At 46.3% G+C, this 19,303-nt stretch carries 12 protein-coding genes; 2 read left to right on the top strand and 10 right to left on the bottom strand.

Features of this window, described 5'->3' with window-relative positions:
• Nucleotides 1–14: 14 nt before the first annotated feature.
• The 6 genes from accD to fabB all read right to left on the bottom strand — a co-directional run bounded on the left by accD (nt 15) and on the right by fabB (nt 13,362).
• Complete coding sequence (gene accD, locus L4C34_RS01120) at nt 15–941, bottom strand: acetyl-CoA carboxylase, carboxyltransferase subunit beta (protein WP_428787498.1); 927 nt, start codon at nt 939–941, stop codon at nt 15–17.
• Nucleotides 942–1,120: 179 nt separating this feature from the next.
• Entirely contained in the window at nt 1,121–1,915 is a 795-nt protein-coding gene (gene truA / locus L4C34_RS01115; RefSeq protein WP_428787497.1) for a tRNA pseudouridine(38-40) synthase TruA, read from the bottom strand.
• A 223-nt stretch (nt 1,916–2,138) separates the two neighbouring features.
• Complete coding sequence (locus L4C34_RS01110) at nt 2,139–9,605, bottom strand: FimV/HubP family polar landmark protein (RefSeq protein WP_428787496.1); 7,467 nt, start codon at nt 9,603–9,605, stop codon at nt 2,139–2,141.
• A gap of 216 nt (nt 9,606–9,821) precedes the next feature.
• Nucleotides 9,822–10,835 (bottom strand): aspartate-semialdehyde dehydrogenase, encoded by a 1,014-nt coding sequence (locus L4C34_RS01105; RefSeq protein WP_428787495.1) that lies wholly within the window; start codon nt 10,833–10,835, stop codon nt 9,822–9,824.
• Nucleotides 10,832–11,965, bottom strand: coding sequence for a 4-phosphoerythronate dehydrogenase (locus L4C34_RS01100; protein WP_428787494.1), 1,134 nt, complete (start codon nt 11,963–11,965; stop codon nt 10,832–10,834). The genes L4C34_RS01105 and L4C34_RS01100 overlap by 4 nt, the downstream gene beginning before the upstream one ends.
• 185 nt (nt 11,966–12,150) lie before the next feature.
• Nucleotides 12,151–13,362 (bottom strand): beta-ketoacyl-ACP synthase I, encoded by a 1,212-nt coding sequence (fabB, locus tag L4C34_RS01095; RefSeq protein WP_428787493.1) that lies wholly within the window; start codon nt 13,360–13,362, stop codon nt 12,151–12,153.
• Between the two features lie 126 nt (nt 13,363–13,488).
• Between fabB and mnmC the strand changes: the two genes are divergently transcribed.
• A complete protein-coding gene (gene mnmC / locus L4C34_RS01090) occupies nt 13,489–15,543 on the top strand; it encodes a bifunctional tRNA (5-methylaminomethyl-2-thiouridine)(34)-methyltransferase MnmC2/FAD-dependent 5-carboxymethylaminomethyl-2-thiouridine(34) oxidoreductase MnmC1 (RefSeq protein ID WP_428787492.1) in 2,055 nt (684 codons plus the stop codon).
• A 153-nt stretch (nt 15,544–15,696) separates the two neighbouring features.
• Here the strand turns inward: mnmC and L4C34_RS01085 are convergent, their stop codons facing one another.
• The 3 genes from L4C34_RS01085 to L4C34_RS01075 all read right to left on the bottom strand — a co-directional run bounded on the left by L4C34_RS01085 (nt 15,697) and on the right by L4C34_RS01075 (nt 17,239).
• Nucleotides 15,697–16,221 carry an NADPH-dependent FMN reductase gene (locus tag L4C34_RS01085; RefSeq protein ID WP_428787491.1) on the bottom strand — a complete coding sequence of 175 codons (525 nt, stop codon included), beginning with the start codon at nt 16,219–16,221 and terminating at the stop codon, nt 15,697–15,699.
• A 161-nt stretch (nt 16,222–16,382) separates the two neighbouring features.
• Nucleotides 16,383–16,646, bottom strand: a complete 264-nt coding sequence (locus L4C34_RS01080; RefSeq protein WP_428787490.1) for a YfcL family protein — start codon at nt 16,644–16,646, stop codon at nt 16,383–16,385.
• Between the two features lie 32 nt (nt 16,647–16,678).
• Complete coding sequence (locus L4C34_RS01075) at nt 16,679–17,239, bottom strand: elongation factor P hydroxylase (protein ID WP_428787489.1); 561 nt, start codon at nt 17,237–17,239, stop codon at nt 16,679–16,681.
• A 219-nt stretch (nt 17,240–17,458) separates the two neighbouring features.
• Between L4C34_RS01075 and L4C34_RS01070 the strand changes: the two genes are divergently transcribed.
• Nucleotides 17,459–18,085: a trimeric intracellular cation channel family protein gene (locus tag L4C34_RS01070; protein WP_428787488.1), complete on the top strand. Its 627-nt coding sequence runs from the start codon at nt 17,459–17,461 to the stop codon at nt 18,083–18,085.
• Between the two features lie 106 nt (nt 18,086–18,191).
• Here the strand turns inward: L4C34_RS01070 and aroC are convergent, their stop codons facing one another.
• The gene (aroC, locus tag L4C34_RS01065; protein WP_428787487.1) at nt 18,192–19,277 is read right to left on the bottom strand and encodes a chorismate synthase; all 1,086 of its coding nucleotides are present in this window, start codon (nt 19,275–19,277) and stop codon (nt 18,192–18,194) included.
• Nucleotides 19,278–19,303 lie beyond the last annotated feature (26 nt).

The raw sequence follows: 19,303 nt of genomic DNA, 5'->3' as shown, positions 1-19,303 counted from the left end.
CGTTAGTGTCTACTTTACTCTTTTTCTTGCGGTTCTGGTACAGAATAAGACGGCTCTTGTGGTGCTTCATCCATAGAAACCACTAGAGGTGACTTTTTATTAGTCATTTTCGCTATTAAGCTACCAACACGCTGACGCATTTCACGACGATCAACAATCATATCAATGGCACCGTGATCAAGCAAAAACTCGCTGCGTTGGAAGCCTTCAGGCAAATCTTCACGTACGGTTTGCTCAATCACTCGACGACCAGCAAAGCCGATAAGTGCTTTAGGTTCACCGATATTGACATCACCCAGCATCGCCAAACTCGCAGAAACACCACCCATGGTTGGGTCAGTTAATACTGAAATGTAAGGCAAGCCTTTCGCAGACAAACGTTCTAGGGCTGCACTGGTTTTCGCCATCTGCATCAGAGACATCAGCGCTTCTTGCATACGCGCTCCGCCACTCGCAGAGAAACAAACCAAACCGCAGTTGTTTTCCATTGCTGCTTCAACCGCACGAACAAAACGCGCGCCGACAACAGATCCCATGGAACCACCCATGAAAGAAAACTCAAATGCACACGCAACAATAGGAAGCCCTAAAAGCTCACCTTTCATCACGATCAAGGCATCTTTTTCGCCTGTGTTTTTCTGTGCCGATGCTAAACGCTCTTTATAACGCTTAGTATCTTTAAAACGTAACTTATCTTGTGGTTCAAGCTCATCCGCGATCTCAACGCGGTTTGCTTCATCTAAGAATGTATCCAGACGACGACGCGCCTTCATTCTCATATGATGGTCACATTTAGGACATACTTCTAGGTTACGCTCTAACTCAGCGTGGTATAGAACTTGTTCACATGAACCACATTTAGTCCATACACCCTCAGGGATAGACGCTTTACGTGAACTAACAATGTTGCTTTTTTCTAAAATTCTTTCAAGCCAACTCATGGAAGACCTTTTTCTATCAAATTCTTTCGCCCCATCGCGAAAGAAATAAATTCGACATTTACGCGCGGTGGATTAAAGCATATATAAGGCCAACTGTAGACAAAAAACTGGTTGTACCTATATCAAATGCTAATAACTCGCGCTCCTAACCGCCCTATGTTAGAGCTTAAAACCTGAATTTAGTTCAGGTTATCTGGCAAAAATAATGGACCGATAGCTACCCTCGGCAGTTCGAAAACTTCAGGGTAATCAACATCCACCAAGTACAAGCCTTCTGCTTTAGCAGTTGCACCCGCCAGTTTACGATCCTTTTGCTGCAGTAACCAGCCAATCCACTCTGGAGGCTGCTCATTTTTTCCTACAACTATCAAACTACCAACGATATTGCGAACCATATGATGAACAAAGGCGTTCGCCTTAATATCGATCACGACATAATTGCCATGTCGGCTTACATTAAGGTGCATCATATTGCGCCAAGGGCTACGAGACTGACAATGCGCGGCGCGAAAAGAGCTGAAGTCATTTTCACCCAGTAGTTGCTGCCCCGCTTGATGCATTTTTTCAGCATCTAATGCGCCGTGGTAATGGCTAACACCCGCCCCCAAAATAGCAGGACGCAACGCATTGTTAAATATAACGTAACGATAGCGACGTGCGGTAGCCGTGAAACGAGCGTGGAATTCCTCATCCACTTCTTTGGCCCAACGAACCGTAATGTCCTTGGGTAAGTTGGCATTCGCTCCCATGCTCCAAGCAACAACCTTTCGACTTGCTTCGGTATCAAAGTGCACGACTTGTCCTGTGCCGTGTACGCCAGCGTCAGTTCGCCCTGCGCACTGCACTTCGATTGGGCCGTTTGCAACAACCGATAACGCTTTTTCCAGCTCTTGCTGCACGCTTCTCACTTCACGTTGTCGCTGCCATCCAAAGTACCGAGCACCGTCATACTCAATACCCAACGCTATTCTCATCTCAAATACTCATTAAAAACGGGGCGTGAAGTATATACCCAAAACCTAAGTGATGCGAATTTTGAACATTGAGTGGAAAGCATAAAGGAGAAGTTGATGGCTATAGAATCAGCGTTCACCGCCAATCTCAGTGCGATAAATTATACAAAGGGCGAGGATAAACTAGCTCGATCTAATGCGTTAAAGCACCCTCGTAACATGAAGTCACAAGGGTAACTTCCGATTAGCGTTGATTGTTCAGGGAATCTATCAAGTTTTTGGCAGCCTGCCTTACCTCATCATCACCATCAACCAACGCTTCTTCAAGCAGACTTATAGCCCCTTGAGGGTCATTCATTTCGATATAAATCTTAGCTAAGTCCAATTTCCCCGCTGCCTCAGCATTAGAATCAACATCTATTTCGTCAATGTCTCCAATCACATCAGGAAATTCATTCAAGCCTACATTCAAATCAACGCCAGGGCTGCTTTCTTCAACATTCGACTCCGTTTCTTCTTGATCAATTTCTGCCATCAGTTCATCTATGGTTCGATATTGAGAACTATCATCCGATAGGTCGTTTACCTGGTGCTGGTTCTCCCAGTTTTCATCTTGAACTTCGGCCTGCTCTGGTAAATTATCTTCATTCCAAATAGATTGCTCTTCTGACGGCACTTCGTCTGGAATGCTCGCTTGCTGCTCTTCAGATAAACTAAAACCATTCCAATCTTCACCACCGACTTCCAGCATAGCCTCTATATCTAAGCCTGCGTTGTATAAAGAATCGGGATTATCTGCTGAGTCTGCGACGTATGGCGTCGTATCGTCACCACTTGGTTCGGTCAGTAATTCGCGTAAACTTGCTTCATCAAACTCACGCGCTTCATCCAACGTCATCTCTTCTGGTTCTTGAGCATCACGATCATCGGAAGCTGGCTGTTCATCGGAAGTAAAATGTTCATTACCAGCCACTTCGACTTCTGCCACGTCTGGTAAATCAATATCATCAAGATGGAAATCTTCGCCTAAATCGCCTTCGTCGTCAGACATTTCTTCAAGATCCAAATCCGCTAAAGCATCTTCTTCACTGTATTCAGGCAAATCATTTTCAGCCAACTCGATTGGCGTTGTTTCGGGCTCTGGAAGCTCATCCAAACTTGATTCCAAACTGGAGTCAATGTCTCCTGCCTGGTCGCTAAATGCATCTTCAAGCGCATCTTCTTCGTTATACTCCGGCAAATCAGTATCGTCGATACTTACTGGAGGAATAGAACTATCATCAACCTCTAACTCAGCTGTAGTCTCACCTACAAACGGAACGCCATCGCTCGCGTCGTCTATATTTCCTAACTCAGGTTGTTCAGACGCCTCAACCTCTATTTCACCAATCGAGTGAGAGAATAAATCTTCACTCTCTCCACTCGCTTCTGGCTCTGGGGCAACTAACTCTTCACCCTCTTCAATTTCACCGATATTTGGCTGAGCAAACTCGTTTTCATCGATATCGTCTAAATCAACAGCAAACGCGTCATGGGTAGGGGGCTCCTGTTCTGCGGCCTCTCCTAAACTTAATTTGGAATCTTTTTCGGAAATTCGGTCAATATCTCCCAATTCCGGCGACGTGTGTTCTTCAACTTCAATATTATCGAGGTTAACAAATACATCTTCGACAGAAGATTCTTCCGCGATATCGGGTTCTGCTGTAACCTCCGATTCTTCTAGAGCGGTTATCTCCCCTTGTTCAGCCGCACTCTCTTCAAGCTCATCGGAATGAGTCTCTGGCACTTCATGTTCAGGCTCTTCATCAATAGCATCTTCTGCCGTTTCCCCCAGTACTTCTGATACGGCTGCATCTTCAGCGGGTTCTGGCTCAGAGAAAATATCTTCTGGCTCCGCGATTGACTCTTCCGCTACCTCTTCTTGTTCAGCCTCAGCCTCGATTTTTTCTGACTCGTCAGAGATAATCTCTGAATCTGGTGCTAATTCACTTTGCGGTGCGACTTCAAGTTCAGATTCTTCACCAGGAGACTCTTCCTCTATTTCAACCACTTGTTCTGATACTGTTGAATCTTCAACAGGTTCTAGCTCGGAGAAAATATCTTCTGATTCTGCGACTGGCTCTTCCGCAAGTTTCACTGCTTCTGGTGACAGGGTTTCTTCTAGTTCTACGTCTGGTTCAACTGACTCGTCAGAGACGGTCTCCAGCTCTAACTCAAATTCGCTTTCCGGCTCGGCTTCAAGTGCAGGTACTTCATCGGGAGATTCTTCCGCTGCTTCACCTGTTTCTTCCACTATTGCTGTATCTTCAGCGGGTTCTGGCTCCGGGAGAATATCTGCTGATTCAGCGACTGGCTCTTCCGACAATTCTACTGCTTCTGGTGACAGGGTTTCTTCTAGTTCTACGTCTGGTTCAACTGACTCGTCAGAGACGGTCTCCGGCTCTAACTCAAATTCGCTTTCCGGCTCGGCTTCAAGTGCCGGTACTTCATCGGGAGATTCTTCCGCTGCTTCACCTGTTTCTTCCACTATTGCTGTATCTTCAGCGGGTTCTGGCTCAGGAAGAAGATCTTCTGATTCAACGACTGGCTCTTCCGAAAAATCTACTGCTTCTGATGACTGTGCTTCTTCTAGTTCTGCATCGGGTTCTACTAACTCGTCAGAGACGGCCTCCGGCTCTAACTCCAATTCGCTTTCCGGCTCGGCTTCAAGTTCAGGTACTTCATCGAGAGACTCTTCCGCTGCTTCACCTGCTTCTTCCACTATTGCTGTATCTTCAGAGGATTCTAGCTCAGGAAGAAGATCGTCTGGTTCAGCGACTGGTTCTTCCGAAAAATCTACTTCTTCTGATGACTGTGCTTCTTCTAGTTCTGCATCGGGTTCTACTAACTCGTCAGAGACGGCCTCCGGCTCTAACTCCAATTCGCTTTCCGGCTCGGCTTCAAGTTCAGGTACTTCATCGAGAGACTCTTCCGCTGCTTCACCTGCTTCTTCCGAAAACTCTACTGCTTCTGGTGACTGTGCTTCTTCTAGTTCTACATCAGGTTCAATTGATTCGTCAGAGACGGCCTCCGGCTCTAGCTCCAATTCACTTTCCGGCTCAGCTTCAAGTTCAGGTACTTCATCGGGAGACTCTTCCGCTGCTTCTTCCAATACTGCTGTATCTTCAGAAGGTTCTGACTCAGGAAGAAGATCTTCTGATTCAACGACTGGCTCTTCCGAAAAATCTACTTCTTCTGATGACTGTGCTTCTTCTAGTTCTGCATCGGGTTCTACTAACTCGTCAGAGACGGCTTCCGGCTCTAACTCCAATTCGCTTTCCGGCTCGGCTTCAAGTTCAGGTACTTCATCGAGAGACTCTTCCGCTGCTTCACCTGCTTCTTCCACTATTGCTGTATCTTCAGAGAATTCTAGCTCCGGAAGAAGATCGTCTGGTTCAGCGACTGGTTCTTCCGAAAACTCTACTTCTTCTGGTGACTGTGCTTCTTCTAGTTCTACATCAGGTTCAATTGATTCGTCAGAGACGGCCTCCGGCTCTAGCTCCAATTCATTTTCCGGCTCAGCTTCAAGTTCAGGTACTTCATCGGGAGACTCTTCCGCTGCTTCACCTGCTTCTTCCAATACTGCTGTATCTTCAGAAGGTTCTGACTCAGGAAGAAGATCTTCTGATTCAACGACTGGCTCTTCCGAAAAATCTACTTCTTCTGATGACTGTGCTTCTTCTAGTTCTGCATCGGGTTCTACTAACTCGTCAGAGACGGCTTCCGGCTCTAACTCCAATTCGCTTTCCGGCTCGGCTTCAAGTTCAGGTACTTCATCGGGGAACTCTTCGCCTGCTTCGCCTGCTTCTTCCAATACTGGCGTATCTTCAGAAGGTTCTGACTCAGGAAGAAGATCTTCTGATTCAGCGACGGGTTCTTCCGCAAATTCTACTGCTTCTAGTGACAATACATCTTCTAGTTCTACACCGATGCCTGCTGGCTCGTCAGAAACCACTTCCGGCTCTGGCGCTAGCTCGCTCTCTAGTGCTGCTTCAAGTTCAGACTCTTCATCTGGTGCTGAGAAAATATCCTCTGTAATGCCAGCTTCTTTTTGTGGCGTTACCTCTTCTAATTCAGCGTCGATCTCCGCGGACTCGTCAGATACAGCCTCAGGTTCTACCGCTAACTCACTTTCCAACGAAGCATCAAGTTCAAACACTTCATCAGGAGTCTCTTCCGCTGTTTCTTCCAATGGGCCTTCAAGCTCGGACACTTCATCGGAAATCTCTTCAACTGGTTCTTCCAACACAGCCGTGTCTTCAGCGAGTTCAGGCTCTAAGGGAGTATCTTCTAGTTCAGAGGCTGGCTCTTCCACAGTCTCTATTTCTTCTGGTGCCGCAGGTTCTTCCAGTTCAGCCTCGATTTCTGTTATCTCATCAGAAACCATTTCCGGCTCTAGTCCTAGATCACTTTCCGGTGGACCTTCAAGTACGTCATCATTAGACTCTTCGACCGCTTCACTTGCTTCTTCCGCGACTGCTACAGCCTCAGCAAGTTCAGGTTCCAGGAGAATATCTTCTAGATCAGTCTCTTGTTCTTCCGAGTCGGCCGTTGAGACAGCTTCGCCCGCACTATCAGCTACAGGCTCTTCATCTACCCGTGCATTTTCACTGGCTGAGCTTTCTTCTTCGGGTTCGCTTTCTGCCCCTGTATCATCCGCTTTAAGCTGTTCTGGGTCGCCAAACTCAAATTCTTTATCATCAGTATCGGCGGACTTCAATGTGGATAAGCCAGACTCTTCCTCAGCGCTTAATTCTTCCTCTGCTGTCCCTTCAGTAATATCAGCCTGCCGTTCAGAGACAACATTGTTTGTGGAAGTGGTAGCGTCAGGATGTACTTGCGCCGTACTTTCACTCTCCTCTGTTTCCCAGTCATCATCTTGAGGAACGCCAAATTCATTTTCTGGCTCTGGCTCTGGCTCTGGCTCTGGCTCTGGCTCTGGCTCTGGCTCTGGCTCTGGCTCTGGCTCTGGCTCTTCAGCATTTAGATCGATGTCGCTCTCGTCAAGCGCTGATGACCGCTCTGAGTCTTTAAAATCATCGAACTTTGTTGCCGTTTCCAGCAGGGGATCGGCGTCTGGGGCGACATTGAGCATGTCTTCCCTAAAGTCATTGCTGTCGAATCGCTCTGGTTCTGGGCTTTCACTCGTTGGTGACTCTTCCGTCACCAAATCCTCGTCAGGTTCAGTGATAACATCTGTTGGATCCGATTCAGTGCTTTCTTCCTCTGGCTGAGGTTCTGGCTCTTCAACATCCAACAATTCATTGATCAGAGCGGTATCTTCATCACTTAGTTCAGCTTCGCTGTCTTGGTGAGATAAATCTTTGAGGAGATCTTCCGCTTCGGGATCAAAGACAGTTAAGTCTTCATCAAAATCCGCCAGTTCATCATCAGGTAACGAGAGCGTATCTTCTTCGCTGGTTTCAGGGACAACAAAATCGTCAGAAGATGTTAGGTCGATATCATCTAGGTCGACATCAACGAGCTCATCCTCTAGGTCTATGTCTGGTTCTGGTTCTGGTTCTGGTTCTGGTTCAATATCGAGCAAATCATCCAATGACTCAAGACTTTCTCCATCATCTTTCGCTAGGTCTTCATCGCCCAACAATTCACTCAGGGTGCGCTCATCTTCGGGAAATTCTTCTCCATCATCGCTGCTGTCCAACACATCATCTAAAAGCTCAGTGCTCTCATCACCAGCCAGATCGCCTTCCTCTGCCGTCAATAATTCATCAAAAGCGTCCGCTGTTTCCAGATCGTCTCCGACTTTGCTTTCCTCTTCATCGAGGAATTCGTCTAAAAGATCAGTACTGTCTTCACTAACCGAACCATCATTTTCCTCAGTAAGTAGCTCATCAAACGTATCAATGCTGTTCTCATCTAGCGCAAGAGCTTCTGGTTGTAGTTCTGGTTCTGCTTCATCAAGTAACTCATCTAATAATTCAGTACTCGATTCATCAACAGAAGGGCCATCAGCATCGAGCATTTCATCCAATAGAGAAGCTTCATCAAGCGATTCGGCCTCCAAAGTATCGAGGTCGGCTTGAGCTTCGACACTAGCAAACAAATCATCTAACTCACTGTCGGATGCGAGCATGCCATCATCTTCTACAGGCTCGCTTTCTTGAGGCTCAGAGTCGCTGAGATCGAAGCCATCATCGTCGTCGGAGAGTAAGGAATCTAAATCTAAGCCATCATCGTCATCCGTATCTGATAACAAATCATCCAGCATGGATTGGTCCAACCCACCTGAATCAAGATCCTCAAGGTCTCCATCTTCAGATAGAAGAGAGTCGATATCGTCTGCTGACATTGGAGCATCGTCATTCAGGTCAAAGTCACCTTCTAGGTCGCTATCTCCGTTGACAACTTCATCCAATGCTTTTTCCATATCATCGAGGCCCAATGCCTCATCATCTGGGTTAGCACTATTTTCGCTATCATCAAGTCCGGCATACAAATCGCCGTCATCACCAATGCTGGCGAACGGGTCTTCTCCATCGTCACTTTCAAGATTGAAATCCAGATCTTTATCATCAAGATCAGCGAAGACGTCATTCTCTTCTTGCTCTGGTTGATCTTCTTCCCCGAGCGAATCATCGTCGGTGAATAGCGAGTCATCCTCATCAGATGGACCAAACAAGTCATCATCGAGCTGAAGATCGTCATCTGCCAATTGATCGACTGGAGCCGTTGGCGAAGTTTGTTCTTGTGTTTCTTCTTTCTTTGGCTCCTCTTTATTTGAGCGTCGGCGCAATAGCAGCATCACAATGATACAAATCAGCACCCCAGGAACGATGGCTAATGCCGCCACAAACCAGCCACTGGCTAACAAATTGTCCGCTAACGTCGGAGCAAGTTTTTGTTCATGAGCCATCCTCTCGCGCTCTTCCGTCAACAACCGTTCAACTTCTGAGCGTAATCGCCCTTCATCTGCAAGCTCTGATTTCAGTGAATCTACTTCCGTTTGAACATCCGTTAGCATTAAATGCAGCTTATGATTTTTCTGCTCTAAAGCGAGGAGCTCACTTTCAGAAAGTTCCAGCTGCTCTTCTAGCTGATTCACCACAGGAGGACGAACCTTAGTGATTGTGGCTGGAGGAGGGGTTGCCTTAGTCGGTACGGTAGGTCGCTCTGGCACCGATGTAGTCGGTTTTACGGCCACCTTAGGAACAGATTTCACAGGAACCGAAGTAGGTTGATTGCGTAAAATAGGTTCAGCTTGGCGTCGGACCACTGTCCCTACGGAATCAATGCGGGCTTGATGCGCGCGCATTACATTCACAGCTTGCTGAGTAGAAGCTGAACGGATTTGCGCTAAAGATGGCACCCGTAAGGTACTACGTGGTTTCAACTCGTGAATATTTTGATTATCAAATGCACTGGGGTTCAGGCGATAAATCGCAAATAAAGTTTGCTGGACAGAGACTGAAGTGTTTGGACGAATGCGAGAGGCGATGCTCCACAACGTTTCCGCGGCCCCTGTCGGGCCATAAAATTGAGAAGGTTCATTACTCGGCAGGTTTCTAACAATAGGCCCTGAAAACTGTGGGGCTGACTGAACAGTACCATTTGGTCCCGTGAGACGAATGCCTTCTGCATAAGCAAAAGAAGAAATAATCACGGCGAATGCAACAAGTGGTAACAGTAAATGCTTAAAAAGTCGACGCATATAAGGCTCAGCTATGTGCTCTTGAGAAATAATAACTTGATCTGTTAAATATATCGGATAAAGTCGGTAAAACTATAGGAAGTATGGCAAAAATTCTGGCTCAGCGGTAATAACCTCGGTAATCTCACACAATTCCTAGGACTAACCCGCCGCTTTTACAAAAAAGCCCCGCGAGGAGTTGCGAGGCTTAGATTGCGGAATTTAGCAAGTTAATTATTAAAAATAGTCTCTAACTAAGACTTCTGCAATTTGTACTGCGTTGGTTGCTGCCCCTTTACGCACGTTATCCGCGACAACCCATAGGTTCACACCACTGTGATGGCTGATGTCGTTACGGATACGCCCGACAAGCACGTCGTCTTTACCGCCCGCGTCACGGACTTGAGTTGGGAAATCCTGCCCATGAAACACCTCAATACCTTGAGTATTTTCTAATAGCTGGGTGACTTCTTCTGCATCAATTGGCGCGCGCGTTTCTAGGTGAATGGCTTCAGCATGCCCATAAAAAACCGGTACGCGAACACATGTCGGATTTACCATGATCGACGAATCGTTGAAGATTTTTTGCGTTTCCCACACCATTTTCATTTCTTCTTTGGTGTAACCATTATCCATAAACTGGTCGATTTGAGGCACACAGTTAAACGCAATTTGCTGAGGAAATGCTTCTGGCTCAGCTGGCGTACCATTCAATAACTTCGCTGTTTGACCAGCAAGCTCATCAATACCAGATTTACCTGCACCTGAAACTGACTGATAAGTCGACACATTAATACGCTCAATCCCTACCGCATCATGGATCGGCTTTAGTGCTACTAGCATCTGAATAGTTGAGCAGTTTGGGTTGGCGATGATGTTGCGGTTACGAAACTCAGCAATCGCTTCAGGGTTTACTTCTGGTACCACTAATGGAATATCGTAGTCATACCTAAACTGAGAAGTATTATCGATCACAACCACGCCCTCATCAGCCGCAATCGGTGCCCACTTTTCAGATAGAGAACCTCCAGCTGAGAACAGAGCGATATGGACTTGAGACCAATCAAAATCCTCAACGTTCTGAACACCAATAGTTTTACCATTAAAGCGGTAAGATTTGCCTTCACTTCGCTCACTGGCTAATAGGTATAGATCACCTACTGGGAACTCACGATCTTTCAGCACGTCTAAAATTGTTTCGCCTACTGCGCCTGTAGCACCCAAAATGGCGATGTTAAATTGCTGGCTCATTGTAATACCTCTATTTGGAAACCCAGTTGTTGTAGTGGCTGTAGATTGCAGCTTTCTGTTCCGCTGATAGTAACCGCGCCAAACTCTCGGCGATCCCAATATGCCTTACGCATTTGGTCAAAAGCACCGGGTTTCGCTATCTCTCGGCGGAATAATGCGTCATCTTTGCGCACATCATAAATAACTTGGGTTAAATTGCGCAACGCAGATTCATCCCAAGCTTGTGCTAAATGCATTTTCGGGATTGGCGCGACTGGCAATAAATCCGTCGCGCTAATCCTTGTTTCTTGCCCGATAAACTCACAAAAGTAGTTGAAAATCATGGTTGTGCCACGCGCCTTACCTTCCAAGCCATATCCTGCAACATGAGGAGTAGCAAAAGACAGCAATGGCAGCAGATCCATATCAACTTGAGGTTCATGTTCGAACACATCTAACGCTGCAATAAAACCATCTTGCTTCAGCAAGCGGTTTTTAAGCGCAAGGTTATCCACTATCGGCCCTCGTGCGGCGTTGATAAGAATTTGGTCGCCCCGTAAATGGGCAAGTCGTTGTTCATCAATCAAATGATAGGTCGGATAGTCTCCACCTTTGGTTATTGGCGTATGCAGCGTCACTACGTCCGCTTGCTCAAGCAACTGATCTAAATCGGTGAAGCATCGTTCATCACCTTGCTGTTGCTTCAGCGGATCATTCAATAAGACTTTAATACCCAACCCAGTTAAGCATTTATGTAAATAGCTACCGACTTGGCCCGCACCAACGATCCCCACCGTTTTATCAAAAATTGAAAAACCATGCTGTTGCGATAACACCATCAAGACGCTCAGCACATACTCAGCCACACCGACTTTGTTGCAGCCAGGTGCCGCCGTGAAATAAATTCCTTTCTCACGTAGCAATTGTTGGTCAACATGATCCATCCCTGCCGTCGCGGTACCAACAAACTTAAGTTTATTCGCTTTTGCCAAAAGGGCACTATTCACTTTAGTGACAGAACGAATCATCAAGGCGTCGATATCAACCAAGTCGTCACTCGTTAGTGAACGCCCCGGTTTCAATATCACTTCACCTAATTGACTGAATAACTGCTCTGCGTAGGGCATATTTTCGTCGATAAGAATCTTCATGTTAGTGCTCAGTAGTCATTAGAGATGCAATATTGCTAAAAACCAGCGGCAGTGTCGAGTATAACTCGCCTCCCGACTCATTTTTCATTACAGATGAAGGCAAAAATGCCCGATTTCAAGCGAAGTCGGGCATTGGAGTATCTTATCGGGCGGTGTTTACAAAATACGAACCGCCGAAAGCGGGATTAACCCTGATACTTTTTCAGAACTAGCGTGGCGTTAGTACCGCCAAAACCAAAGCTGTTTGACATAACTGTGTTTAGCTCTTGCTCACGCATTTCTGTCACGATATCTAGGCCATCAGCAGCTTCATCTAAGTTAGCAATATTAATGCTTGGCGCGATGAAGTTGTTATCTAGCATAAGCGCTGAATAGATAGCTTCGTGTACACCAGCTGCGCCGAGTGCGTGACCAGTCATCGCTTTAGTCGCAGAAATTGCAGGGCTGTTGTCACCAAATAGCTCTTGGATAGCACCTAACTCTTTCACGTCGCCAACAGGAGTCGAAGTACCGTGAGTGTTCACGTAGTCAACACCGTCAACGTTTTGCATCGCCATCTTCATACAACGAACCGCGCCTTCACCAGAAGGAGCAACCATGTCGTAACCGTCAGAAGTGGCACCGTAGCCAACAATCTCACCGTAGATTTTCGCGCCACGCGCTAGCGCGTGCTCTAGTTCTTCCACGACAACCATACCGCCACCGCCAGAAATAACAAAACCGTCACGGTCTGCATCGTAAGTACGAGAAGCTTGGCTTGGATCATCGTTGTATTTTGTTGAAAGTGCACCCATCGCGTCGAACATCATAGTCAATGACCAATCTAGCTCTTCACCGCCACCTGCGAACACTACATCTTGTTTGCCCAGCTGGATCAATTCCATTGCGTGGCCAATACAGTGTGCAGAAGTTGCACACGCTGAACTCATTGAGTAGTTCACGCCACGGATCTTAAATGGTGTCGCGAGACACGCTGACACTGTTGAGGCCATGGTACGTGGCACCATATACGGACCAACACGCTTCACGCCTTTCTCACGCAGAATATCTACCGCGTTGACTTGGTTTAGAGACGAAGCACCACCAGAGCCAGCCACAATACCTGCACGATCGTTGGAAACTTGATCGTCAGTCAGACCAGCATCAGCGATCGCTTGTTCCATAGAAAGGTAAGCGTAGGCTGCCGCATCACCCATGAAGCGCATTTTCTTGCGATCGATATGGTCGGCAGGGTTCATCTTAAGGTTACCCCAGACTTGTGAGCGCAGACCTTTCTCTTTGAACTGCTCAGAGGCGTTAATACCTGATTTACCTGCTTTAAGAGATGCTAGCACCTCTTCGACGTTGTTACCGATACTCGAAACAATACCCATACCGGTGATTACGACACGTTTCATGTGACAATCCTATAATTCTAAAATCTGCTTGATGATAACCAAGAAGGCCAACAGAAGTGGTCAGCTTTCCTAATAATTCGTACAATCATGCTATATATCGAGCCAATTTACAAAATTCAATTCAATATGACTACTATAACCAACGCCAAGTTAGACTGGAATGATTCCGGCACCCCTGTCTCCGATCAGTTTGACGACGTATATTTTTCTAATGTCGACGGTTTCGCCGAATCCCGCTACGTGTTCTTGCATCAGAACCAATTACCGGAGCGTTGGCATCAATTCAACCACCGCCGTTTTGTGATTGCAGAAACGGGCTTTGGCACCGGACTGAATTTTCTCGCAGCTTGGCAAGAGTTCGACCAATTTAGGCAGAACAATCCTACTGCCGTATTGCAAGAACTGCACTTTATTAGTTTCGAAAAATTCCCTTTAACCAAAGAGGATTTACGCCACACTCACTCTAAGTGGCCGGAACTAAAAGACTATGCTGATCAACTTGCGAAGCACTACCCTATCCCGGTACCCGAATGCCACCGAATTGTCTTGGCTGATGGCGCAATAACACTGGACCTTTGGTTTGGCGATATCAAAGACTGTATGCCCACGGTGCCAAGCACCCAATCGGGCTTAGTCGACGCATGGTTTTTAGATGGCTTTGCACCTAGCAAAAACCCAGAAATGTGGAATCAAACCTTGTTCAACAACATGGCGAACTTATCTAAAAAAGATTGCTCCTGCGCCACATTTACCGCTGCTGGGTTTGTTCGGCGTGGGCTAGTTGAGGCAGGCTTTAATATGAAGAAAGTGAAAGGGTTTGGCACCAAACGTGAAATGCTAGCCGGAGTAATGCAAGAGCCTAAAGGTTACTCTAACATTGCAACATGCTTTGCACGCCAAGCCGTTGAAGAGCTTGAAGATGTGGCTATCATTGGTGGCGGCATTGCTAGTGCTACATTAGCCAAAGTATTGGCAAGGCGCGGCATCAAAACCACACTTTATTGCGCAGACGATAAACCCGCAACAGGCGCCTCTGGTAATAAGCAAGGAGCCGTCTATCCACTAATCAATCGTGACCACAGCGGCGTGTCACGTGTTTTTTCGCCCGGTATGCTGTTCGCGCGTCAGTTATTCGAGCAATGCGCCGATACGATAGAATTCGATCATGATTGGTGTGGTGTAACTCAGCTGATGTGGGATGACAAATCCACCATCAAGCTAGAAAAAATACTGCAAAGTGGCCTACCTAAGGAACTACTCACCAAACACGATCGCCAACAAACTAATGACACTATTGGCTTACCCGTAGATAAAGAAAGCGTTCATTACTCTCTAGGCGGCTGGCTATGCCCCTCTCAGCTCACTGCCAACCTCATCAAGGAACTTGAGCAGCAAGGACTAATGACGACCCACTTCAATACGCCAATTACCGAGCTGAATTATGATGAGCAACGCCAGCAATGGCAGCTGTCCAGCGCCGAGCAAACTTCCTCTCATCAAACTTTCTCTCATCAAGTAGTTGTCATCGCCAATGGTCATCAATTCGATACTTTTGAACAAACCAAGGCTCTGCCTCTTGGCAAGGTAAAAGGGCAAGTCAGTCATGTTCCGACTAGCGGAGCGTTACAGCAGCTCAAGACCGTGCTGTGCTACGACGGATACCTAACCCCGCAGAATCCTAAAAACCAATACCATTGCATTGGCGCTAGCTACGACAAAGTGAATCTCGATAATCATTTTGATGCTAACGCCCATGCTGACAACGCCCACAAGCTTAAGGCTTGCTTACCTGAGCAAAGCTGGCCATCAGAAGTCGATGTGTCGGCCAATCAATCAAGGCAAGGGATCCGCTGCGTGAGCCGTGATCACCTGCCCTTCGTTGGTCAAGTTGGCAAAGTCGATCAGATTTTGACCCGCTACAAAGATTTGCGTAATAAGCCTGCGGAAGAAATCCCACCGTTGCCACAATATTCAAGTCTATATTGCTTCGTGGGCCTTGGTTCTAGAGGGCTAAGTTCTGCGCCGCTCATGGCCGAAGTATTGGCGTCACAGCTATGCGGTGATCCTATGCCACTACCCGCCGATTTACTAAGCAGTATTCATCCAAGCAAGATGTGGGTTCGTAAACTATTGAAAGGTAGGCCAATAAGTTCACAGCCGTCGAACGAGCCTAAGTCGTAGTAGAAGATAAATAGACAACAGGCGACGAATAGACGTACAGGAGATAAGCCGTTAGAGACCGACAGTTTGCTGGTAAGTAGGTTAGGTAACTGAGGTGAAATAAAAAGCCATGTTTGTAGGCTAATCCCACAAACATGGCTTTTAAAACCGAAACTAGGCTAACAAATGCACTGCGTGCTCAAGCTGGGCTTTAATGTCTTGATTGGTAACAACACCCGCTTCTACATCGAAGTTGTCGTAAAAACTCGGCACTGAAATCGACGCTTTAACGTTACCGCCAAAATGCCCAGCTGAGTTGGTCGCTGCGGCAAGTACCGACTGCGCACCACCCGCTCCCGGTGAACTCGCTAAATAGACCGCTGGAATCTTTTTAAATACGTCACGATCTATACGTGTCGCCCAATCAAATAAGTTTTTGTAAGCGGCAGGATAATAACCATTATGCTCAGCGTAAGAAATAACCAAAGCATCTGCGCTGGCTACATCAGCTAAAAAACGTTTTGCACCCTCGGCTTGGCCGATCTGCTTTTCAACGTCTTCAGAGAATAACGGTACATCATAATCGTTCAGATCCAATACCTGCACGTCAGCGCCTTCAACTAGATTAGCGGTGTATGTTGCTAAACGTTGGTTAATTGAAGTTGTGCTAGTACTAGCACCAAAAGCGATAATTTTCATAAGGTTATTCCTGCGTTCCAGTTGTTGAATAACAGAATAACAAACTGAGAGAAAGCGACAATCGTAGTCCATGCATTGAGTTGTTCAAAAATTTCGAACAACTTTAATGCTCAGCGCTGCTAGACCTGTATACGTAACTTACATCTGTCTGTATACGTAGCTTACATCTGATTGGTAAGCTCTAACCAAAGATCGTGCACTATCACTTGATCGGAAGGCGACAATTCACTACGAGCATTTTTCAAACTTTGACCAATACGTACTTTAAGCTCACCGACTTCATTAACCCCGTCTTCTTCACATGATGCCGCAGATAACGAAATATGGCCACGCAAGTAGCCACCAGCAAATAATTCATCATCAGAGGCATTATCGATACGGACATCGATCAAGTTCAGTAGTTTTTCTTCAAATTCAACAATCATAATATCTCTTCTTTCTTAAATTCAAAAATCGTCTAATTTAACGCCACTTCTAACGCGACGTCTTCAGGTAACGCAAAATGTTCTGGGCGTAATGTTGGCACCGAGTAAAACTGCCTCAGTGCTTCCGATAATCTCAATACTCGCTCGGGCAAACCGACTTCCAAGATGGTCAATACTTCGTTTTGCACTCTACGCTGAAATGTAAAACGATCGGGCTCAAAAGAGCCATGCAAATTATCGCAACTAACATTAAAGGAAAAGCCGGCACTACGAGATAAAATCCATTCATAAGATTGCGGGCGAACTTCAACCTGCTCAAACTTCTGCTGGGTCAACTCATCACGTCCATCTGGTTCATACCAATAACCAAAATCTTCCAGCAACCGCCTTTTAGGCCCCGCAACACACCAGTGTGAGATCTCATGTAGCGCCGAGGCATAAAAACCGCGCGCAAAAACAATCCGATGATAAAGCGTTGATCCATCAACAGGAAGATAAATAGGCTCATCGCCACCGAGCTCTAGCTTAGTGTTGTATTTTTTATAAAAAGTCTGGTTGAAAATCGTAATCAGATCTTGGTACTGATGAGTCATAACTAGCATTAAAAGTGAGTATCAGGCTGTATTGTCCATTTTTTCACGATTCAGGTAAACTGCAATCTATCAAAATCATGCAACTTGGATTAGTTTTTATAATCCAAAAAGCACTTTTTCTATATAAAATCTCATTCGCCATCACCTCATTTTGCGACTACACTCACGCCTCACTTTTTTACTAATTCACCGTATCGGTGGTTACTTGAGTTTTTCACTATGCTGCTAAGTATTTTGTACATCATAGGCATTACAGCCGAAGCAATGACAGGCGCGCTAAATGCGGGTCAAAAGAAAATGGATTGGTTTGGGGTTATGCTTGTGGCAAGCGCGACTGCGATTGGTGGTGGCACAGCACGTGATATTTTACTCGGCCACTTTCCAGTGTCTTGGGTACAGCATCCAGAATATTTAGTCATTACTTCCATTGCAGGTATTGTAACGACAGGATTAGCCAAGTGGGTTATCAAACTAAAAGGCTTATTTATCCGCCTCGATGCGATTGGGCTGATTGTTTTTAGCATTATCGGGACTAAAGTCGCAATGACGACTCATCACACCATTTTGATTTGTATGGTATCTGCTGTAGTGACAGGAATATTTGGCGGTTTGTTGCGTGACTTGATCTGCCGTCAAACACCACTCGTTTTACATGAAGAGCTATACGCCTCTGTTGCGTTTCTCTCTTCTGGTCTCTATATGTTACTACTTCACTTTGGCGTGGCAGACTTTGCCGCTAGCATGATCACCATAGTGACAGGCTACGTATTGCGCATGTCGGCTGTGAAATATCAGTGGCGCTTACCTTCTTTCCATGTAGAGGAGAGTGAAGGCTCAATTCACTAAGCCAATTGTATTCCCCCATTAGAGAATACTTGTAGAAAAATATCTCTTCCAAAAATAACGCCCTCAAATCGAGGGCGTTATTTTTATCTTATCAGTACACCATTAATTAGATTTTCGGTGTATCCGTTTGCACTGCATGGTTCTGACCACGATGACGCAGCAGGTGATCAAGCAGCACAATCGCAAGCATGGCTTCTGCAATTGGCACCGCGCGAATACCCACACATGGATCGTGGCGACCTTTCGTTACTAACTGAGTCGCTTCACCTTCTTTGGTGATAGTGTCACCGGGTACAGTAATACTTGAAGTCGGCTTAAGCGCAATACTCGCGACAATGTCTTGCCCCGTTGAAATGCCACCTAAAATGCCACCTGCGTGGTTGCTGGCAAATCCTTCTGGCGTTAGAGGGTCACGATGCTGGCTGCCCTTTTGGCCAACAACATCAAAACCATCTCCTATTTCAACGCCTTTCACCGCATTGATGCTCATCAACGCATGAGCGATATCGGCATCTAATCGATCAAATACAGGTTCACCTAAACCAACAGGCACCTTGGTGGCAACCACCTGCAATTTAGCGCCGATCGAGTCACCTTGCTTTTTTAGATCTCGAATCAGTTGATCAAATTGCTCGACCTTATCGACATCCGGGCAAAAGAACGGGTTATTTTCGATTTCTTGCCAATCAACCTTATCGATAGATACCTCGCCCATTTGCGAGAGGTATGCTCGAATTTCCACGCCAAACTCTTGCTGTAAATATTTCTTGGCAACGGCACCAGCTGCAACGCGCATCGCCGTTTCACGAGCAGACGAACGGCCACCTCCACGATAATCTCTCACACCATATTTTTGGTGGTAAGTATAATCAGCGTGTCCGGGACGAAACTTATCTTTGATCTCAGAGTAATCTTTCGAACGCTGGTCGGTATTTTCAATCAAAAGACCAATCGAGGTTCCAGTGGTGACACCTTCAAACACACCTGACAGAATTTTGACTTCATCAGGTTCGCGGCGTTGGGTGGTATAGCGCGAAGTGCCTGGACGGCGGCGATCTAAGTCTTTTTGCAGATCCGCTTCGGTAAGCTCAAGTCCAGGAGGACAACCATCAATAATGCATCCCAGTGCAATTCCATGGCTCTCCCCAAACGTGGTCACTGTGAAGTGCTGTCCGATACTGTTTCCTGCCATTGTTTCCTCTATATGTTGTGTCTGAT

The sequence above is a fragment of the Vibrio profundum genome (assembly GCF_050337555.1).
In the GTDB taxonomy this organism is placed as follows: domain Bacteria; phylum Pseudomonadota; class Gammaproteobacteria; order Enterobacterales; family Vibrionaceae; genus Vibrio; species Vibrio profundum.
The sequence above is the reverse complement of the archived record's forward strand: the minus strand, read 5'-3'. Positions and strand labels throughout refer to the sequence as shown.

Coding starts and splice junctions, on each gene's coding strand:
- accD (WP_428787498.1), bottom strand. CDS start 941: ATGAGTTGGCTTGAAAGAATTTTAGAAAAAAGCAACATTGTTAGTTCA.
- truA (WP_428787497.1), bottom strand. CDS start 1,915: ATGAGAATAGCGTTGGGTATTGAGTATGACGGTGCTCGGTACTTTGGA.
- L4C34_RS01110 (WP_428787496.1), bottom strand. CDS start 9,605: ATGCGTCGACTTTTTAAGCATTTACTGTTACCACTTGTTGCATTCGCC.
- L4C34_RS01105 (WP_428787495.1), bottom strand. CDS start 10,835: ATGAGCCAGCAATTTAACATCGCCATTTTGGGTGCTACAGGCGCAGTA.
- L4C34_RS01100 (WP_428787494.1), bottom strand. CDS start 11,965: ATGAAGATTCTTATCGACGAAAATATGCCCTACGCAGAGCAGTTATTC.
- fabB (WP_428787493.1), bottom strand. CDS start 13,362: ATGAAACGTGTCGTAATCACCGGTATGGGTATTGTTTCGAGTATCGGT.
- mnmC (WP_428787492.1), top strand. CDS start 13,489: ATGACTACTATAACCAACGCCAAGTTAGACTGGAATGATTCCGGCACC.
- L4C34_RS01085 (WP_428787491.1), bottom strand. CDS start 16,221: ATGAAAATTATCGCTTTTGGTGCTAGTACTAGCACAACTTCAATTAAC.
- L4C34_RS01080 (WP_428787490.1), bottom strand. CDS start 16,646: ATGATTGTTGAATTTGAAGAAAAACTACTGAACTTGATCGATGTCCGT.
- L4C34_RS01075 (WP_428787489.1), bottom strand. CDS start 17,239: ATGACTCATCAGTACCAAGATCTGATTACGATTTTCAACCAGACTTTT.
- L4C34_RS01070 (WP_428787488.1), top strand. CDS start 17,459: ATGCTGCTAAGTATTTTGTACATCATAGGCATTACAGCCGAAGCAATG.
- aroC (WP_428787487.1), bottom strand. CDS start 19,277: ATGGCAGGAAACAGTATCGGACAGCACTTCACAGTGACCACGTTTGGG.